Here is a 6601-nt window from a genome sequence, read left to right on the forward strand (position 1 = left end):
TTCATTAAATTCTTTAGCATGCGTTGCATTTAGCCCATGTGGACCACCCTTTATTAACGTTACTTTAGAATTAGGAATTGCTTCATGTGTTAATTTCCCACTATATTCATAGGGTACAGTTGCATCAGAATCACCGTGAATAATAAGAGTAGGTATATTAAACTTCTCCAAGTCTTTTCTAAAATCTGTCTTACTAAAGGCGGTAATACAATCAAGTGTTCCTTTAGGTGATGCACTGGCTGCAATATCCCAATTATATAAACGGAATGGCTCACTAACTAAATCTGTTCGATTACCAGCCGCGAAAAATCCCTTAGTAAATTCATCAAGAAATGCAAGGCGGTCATTTATCACACCACTTTTGAATGCTTCAATTGTTGCATCATCTAATGCCCCTTCAGGATGATCCTCTGATTTGTATAAATATGGAGGTACTGCTCCAGCAAAAACAGCCTTTTCAATACGATCTGTTCCATACGTACTAATATACCGGGCTACTTCGCCTCCACCCATAGAAAAACCAACAAGTGTGACATTTTGAAGCTCTAAATGTTCTAATAGTTGATGTAAATCAGAAGTAAAGGTATCATATTCATACCCTTCCCACGGCTGAGATGATTTTCCAAATCCTCGACGATCATATGTTATAACTCTGTATCCAGCCTCAACAAGAGCGGGAACTTGGTATTCCCAAGATCGACCACTTAACGGCCAACCATGAATTAGTACAACTGGTTTTCCTGTGCCATAATCCTCATAATATATCTCAATTGGTTCTTGATTTTCGGTTCCTACAGTAATTTTAGCCATGCTTCTACCTCCAAAAAATATTCTAATATGTATCCTTTTCTTCAATAATCCGGATGAATGTCATAACCTATTCATGCACGTTTATGTTGTGAACTCTAAGTATGAAACTCTATTGTTCCAATGCATTCATTTTCTCCTTTTGGAACAATCCCCCCTCTAATACCTTTTTCATCATAAAATAATTACTGAACATTACTCCTATTCAATTGTAATAACAAAAATAGGTGACTATCAATATTGTTCTATCTATAGGATGTATAGGTAAAACCAATCTATTTTATAGTGAAAACAACTATAGTTACGACCTATACGAATTATAGATAATTTAGAATTGATTAACGAATCAGTTTTCAAATACTATAAAATTGTATAGCACTTCATGTTCTGTGAATGCTGCTATAACCAATATTATTGGTCAGCTTAGTTATAAACGAAGAAACTTATGATAGTATCCGACTATTTAAACTTTCTTCGATTACTTAATTTTTAGGAGGAATACATAATGACTGATCTCTATTCTCGTATTAACAAAGATGATGCTGTTGTGCTTTTAGTAGATCATCAAACTGGTCTTATGTCCGGACTAGTACGTGACTATGGTGTTGATGAATTCAAGAACAATGTTTTAGCTCTTGCTCATACTGCTAAGTTTTTTGATTTACCAGTTATTTTAACAACAAGTTTCGAAAACGGGCCTAATGGACCTTTAATGCAAGAATTGGTTGATCTCTTTCCTCATGCACCAAAAATAGCTCGACCTGGACAAATTAACGCATGGGATAATGATGATTTTGTAAAAGCAATCGAAGAAACTGGAAAAAAACAACTTATCATCGCAGGCGTAGTTACGGACGTTTGTGTTGCTTTCCCGGCACTTTCCGCTATAAAAGCTGGATATGAAGTATTTGCTGTTACGGATGCTTCAGGAACTTTCAGTAAACAAGTTGCAGATGCTGCCAATACTCGTATGGCACATAGTGGTGTGCAACTTATGAACTGGTTTAGCGTAGCTTGCGAATTACAACGCGATTGGCGCAACGATGTCGAAGGTTTTGGCAATTTGCTTGCTAGCAATCTTCCAGGCTATCAAAATATAATTGGAAGCTATAGGGGAGCTCAGCGAGATCTTAGTAAACAAAATGCATAAAGTGAAACTTTAATCAGTGGGGGTTTTGTTCATCCCCCACTGATTATTAGTTGAACCAATCGGGCTTTTACAGGCAGTTGATCCCCCACCTAACTTCTTTGCTTCCGCTGAATTTTGAGGTGGGGGTCTTACTGCCCGTTAATGCGGGATAAATGTATTTCAAAGAAATAGCTTTAAATCACCTTTTTTAAAGTAGATAGTATGAATTTAGTGCTGATTAAATCAGCACTAAATTTAAATTAAAAAGTATAGCAGATCTCCAATTGACAGAATATACATCACTTTCAATAAACAATTAAAAAAGGAGCGTTTTATTATGAGTAATTTAGAATTGTTAAATCCGGAGAACAGCGCATTAATTTTGATTGATTTTCAACCTCAAATGACTTTTGGAGTTGCAAGTATTGATAGACAAACATTGATTAATAACGTTATGCTACTTGCTAAATCAGCAAAAACTTTTAACGTACCTACTATTCTTACTACAGTTGAGACACGCAGCTTTTCTGGTTATTTTTGGCCACAAATTCTTGATATATTCCCAAACCATGAAATTATAGAACGCAGTTCAATGAACTCTTGGGAAGATCCAAAATTTGTTGAAGCAGTTAAAGCAACAGGTAGAAAGAAATTAATATTTGCAGCACTTTGGACTGAAGTTTGCCTTGCATTCCCTGTGCTTGAAGCAATGAAAGCTGGCTATGAAGTGTATGCAGTTGATGATGCTTCAGGTGGTACTAGTCTGACAGCACATAACGCTGCTATGCGTCGTGTAGAACAAGCTGGTGCAATTCCAGTGACAGCAATTCAAGTTTTACTTGAATACCAACGTGACTGGGCACACAAAGACACTTATGATGCTGTAATGGAAATTGTAAAGGAGCACACTGGCGCTTATGGTCAAGGAGTAGAATACGCATATACTATGGTGCACGGCGCGCTTCCAAGCAGGAAAATATGAAACAAGAAGGAGTAGCTGTCGAAGAGACTTATACAGGGAACACGATGGATGCTGCTGATCCAGTAACAACGATTGTTACATGGGAAATTCAAGAAGGTAGAGAAAAGCAGTTTGAAACATGGAGACATGAAATTGAGGCTGCCGCTACTAAATTCCCAGGGCATTTAGGTGTAAATCTAATAGTCCCAAATAACGAATCGAGAGAGTATACTGTTATTTTTCGCTTTGATACGTATGAGCATCTACGTGCTTGGCAAGAATCAGACATTCGCCGGGATTTGTTAAAAACGGCAGAACAATTTCAAGTTACTAATCCGAGTTACAAAACTGAAAGTAGTTTGGCTTATTGGTTTGTTACTCCGAAAACGCCAGTTCCACCTCCAAAATGGAAAATGTCTATCGTTACCCTTCTGGGTGTATGGCCTCTTAGCATGTTAGTTCCTAAAGTGATAGGACCTATTATAAAACATATAAATCCTATTATGTCGGCCTTTTTTGTTTCAGTATGTATAGTGTCCTTGCTATCATGGGTAGTCATGCCGATTTTCGGTAAATTATTTCATCCATGGTTACAAAATAATAGAAAGTAGACGAGGTGTGAACATGACTTTACCGGATATGATCTTATATAACGGAAAAATTACTACCCTTGACCCTTCTCAGCCTGAGGTATCTGCTATCGCCATAACTGATGGTTTAGTCACTGCAGTAGGTGGAGATGAGCTTCTTAATAGTGCCACGGAAAAAACAAAGAAAATAGACCTTAAAAGAAAGAGAGCTATTCCAGGCCTGAATGACTCTCATATACACGTTATTCGTGGTGGTCTACATTATAATATGGAATTACGTTGGGAAGGCGTGCCATCACTTTTTATTGCTCTAGAAATGCTCAAAGAACAGGCAAGGCGTACACCTGCTCCTCAGTGGGTAAGGGTAGTTGGAGGTTGGTCTGAATTTCAATTTAAAGAGAGACGGTTGCCAACTTTGGAAGAAATTAATGCCGTTTCTGAAGATACTCCTGTCTTTGTGCTACATCTTTACGATAGAGCACTTGTAAATCGTGCTGGGCTGCATGCACTGGGATATACAAAAGATACACCAGACCCTCCAGGCTGCTTAATTGAGCGGGATAAACGAGGTAATCCAACAGGCCTTTTAATTGCGAATCCTAACGCTTCTATTCTTTATTCAAGTTTGGGTAAAGCACCAGCACTTAATTTTGACGACCAGATTAATTCAACTCGCCATTTTATGCGCGAATTAAATAGATTAGGTATTACAAGTGCTATTGACGCAGGTGGTGGATTCCAAAATTATCCTGATGATTACAAAGTTGTTGAACATTTAGCCGAGAAGGAACAATTAACTTTGCGTATTGCTTATAATCTATTTACGCAAAATCCAAATCATGAATATGAAGACTTTGCTTCATGGGCAAAAATTGTTTCTCCAGGTCAAGGAACTGATAAGTATAAAATGAATGGTGCCGGAGAGATGTTAGTATTCTCAGCAGCCGATTTTGAAAAATTTCAAATGCCACGGCCTGAACTAGCTACGATGATGGAAGCTGACTTAAAGAAAGTAATTTCTCTATTGGTGGAAAACCGTTGGCCCTTCCGTTTACATGCAACTTATGATGAGTCAATCACACGTTTCTTAAATGTATTCGAGGAAGTTAACAGTGAAATTCCTTTTAATGGTCTACGATGGTGGTTTGATCATGCAGAAACAATCTCAGATCGTAGCATGGAACGTGTTAAGGCTTTAAATGGCGGTATTGCCATCCAAGACCGCATGGCTTTTCAAGGTGAATACTTTGTTGATTTATACGGAAAGGAAGCTGCAAAGCGTACTCCTCCGATTTATCGTATGTTAGACCTTGGTATACCTGTTGGCGCCGGTAGTGATGCAACTAGAGTTTCCAGCTATAACCCTTGGGTTGCTCTTTACTGGATGGTTGCCGGAAAAACCATTGGTGGACTTTCGATATACGATGAAAAAAATAAACTGGATAGAAAAGTAGCCCTGGAATTATATTCAAAAGGAAGTGCGTGGTTCTCTGGTGATGAAGGTAAAAAAGGAACCCTTGCAGTAGGTCAGTTTGCTGATCTTGCTGTATTGTCTGCTGACTACTTTACTGTGCCAGAAGAAGAAATCAAAAACCTTGAATCATTACTCACAATTATGGGCGGACAGGTTGTGTATGGAAATGATGAATTTAAAAATTTATCACCTGAATTGCCGCCAGCATCACCTGACTGGTCACCGACGGGAGTTTATGGTTATGGCGGTGCTAACCTAGCCAACACTATACTTTCTCACGATGCCCATGATAACAAGTTACATAGTTGCAGTAACCCTCTCCATCAACACACTCATACCGTAATAGGAAAAGATGGAACTAAATGGGGTATTGGTTGTACTTGCTTTGCTTTCTAAATCAAAACCACCGGTATAATGCCGGTGGTTTCTTTCTGCAATAAGGATATGTAGATTCGAAATAGCATTGTATATCTCTATTGGAATCTATTACTATTTAATAGGACAAAAGAGTTGATAGCTTAAACTTGATTTGTTTTTTACATCCTTCTCTCCTTGCAAAGCCTACCCCTTTCCCTTAAGTAAAAGTCAAAAATCGATCACACCACACATATAAAGCCACTGCCCTTTGACTTTAATATTTGCTTTATCTTAAGACTTATAGATTTTTTCAAATTTCACACTAGAATCATTATTATTTCTATTACACTGATACTTTTTGCGAATCATTTAACTTCTGCATAAAGATGCGTGCAGCAAAACTTAAAAATTTATCATCAAAGTGAATAAGATTAATATCTTGACTTGGTGTTGGATCAGTAATACGAACTATGCTCAAAGTATCATTATTAACAAAGTTAACCAGTGAACGAGGTATTATGGCAACCCCATGTCCATTGTATACAAGGCTCAATAGAGAAATAGAAGATTTTGTTTCTATATTTGCTTCAGATAAAGATAACCCTAAACTCTCACAATATATTTTAATAGATTCACGACAACTACATGAAACCATTATTCTACTCAGCCCTACTAATTCTCGAAAAGAAACAAATGATTTTTCATTCAAAGGATGATTTTTTGGAATGACAAGGACGAGCTCTTCACTATACAAAAGGGTGTTTGTTAATGTGTCTGGAATTTGAGCACTACGTGTAATCCCAAAATCAATATTTTTGTCAACGATTTGATTTACGGCAACTTCGGATTCTACAATTTTCACTACGATGTTGGGATAATGTTGTTGAAACTTCATAATATAAGGTGTTAAATAAGTAAGGTCCTCTAATAGACCTCCTATAGTAATCACACCTCTTTTTACACCCTTTAATTCAAAAATTTCATTATAAACGTCATCAAATTGTTGCATGATAAATTTTCCTTTATCAAATAGCAGCTTACCCGCTTCTGTCATTTTGATACCTCTTCCAACTCGATGAAACAAAGGTGTATCAAGTTCACCTTCTAACACACGTATTTGTTGACTTAAAGTCGGCTGTGAAATACCTAGAACTTCCGCAGCTTTAGTAAAACTATTATTATTACAAACTTGAATAAAATACTCTAAATGACGTAACTCCATTCTTGATACCCACTCTCCGCTTTATGAAAGATTTATAATGAAAAGGACGATATGTATACGT

6 protein-coding genes are annotated in these 6601 nt (G+C 37.2%); 4 read left to right on the forward strand and 2 right to left on the reverse strand.

Annotated features, from left to right (window positions below; genetic code table 11):
- The coding region (locus ACQGSG_RS25280; RefSeq protein ID WP_426948284.1) for a bromoperoxidase at window positions 1–810 on the reverse strand (810 nt) is incomplete at its 3' end.
- Window positions 811–1312: 502 nt separating this feature from the next.
- On the opposite strand from ACQGSG_RS25280, the gene ycaC reads away from it, so the two are divergent.
- The 4 genes from ycaC (at window position 1313) to ACQGSG_RS25300 (ending at window position 5357) form a co-directional block, all read left to right on the forward strand.
- Window positions 1313–1957, forward strand: coding sequence for an isochorismate family cysteine hydrolase YcaC (gene ycaC, locus ACQGSG_RS25285; protein WP_000131214.1), 645 nt, complete (start codon window positions 1313–1315; stop codon window positions 1955–1957).
- A gap of 316 nt (window positions 1958–2273) precedes the next feature.
- Window positions 2274–2918 carry a hydrolase gene (locus ACQGSG_RS25290; protein ID WP_000067163.1) on the forward strand — a complete coding sequence of 215 codons (645 nt, stop codon included), beginning with the start codon at window positions 2274–2276 and terminating at the stop codon, window positions 2916–2918.
- Window positions 2915–3508, forward strand: a complete 594-nt coding sequence (locus ACQGSG_RS25295) for an antibiotic biosynthesis monooxygenase (protein WP_087965149.1) — start codon at window positions 2915–2917, stop codon at window positions 3506–3508. Before ACQGSG_RS25290 ends, ACQGSG_RS25295 begins: the two co-directional genes overlap by 4 nt.
- 13 nt (window positions 3509–3521) lie before the next feature.
- Window positions 3522–5357, forward strand: coding sequence for an amidohydrolase (locus tag ACQGSG_RS25300; protein WP_061654882.1), 1836 nt, complete (start codon window positions 3522–3524; stop codon window positions 5355–5357).
- A gap of 304 nt (window positions 5358–5661) precedes the next feature.
- Here ACQGSG_RS25300 and ACQGSG_RS25305 read toward each other — a convergent pair whose 3' ends face one another.
- Complete coding sequence (locus tag ACQGSG_RS25305) at window positions 5662–6540, reverse strand: LysR family transcriptional regulator (protein WP_000423205.1); 879 nt, start codon at window positions 6538–6540, stop codon at window positions 5662–5664.
- Window positions 6541–6601 lie beyond the last annotated feature (61 nt).

Origin of the sequence: Bacillus sp. GMa5/1, assembly GCF_050172015.1 — a bacterium.
GTDB classification, from domain to species: Bacteria; Bacillota; Bacilli; order Bacillales; family Bacillaceae_G; genus Bacillus_A; species Bacillus_A cereus.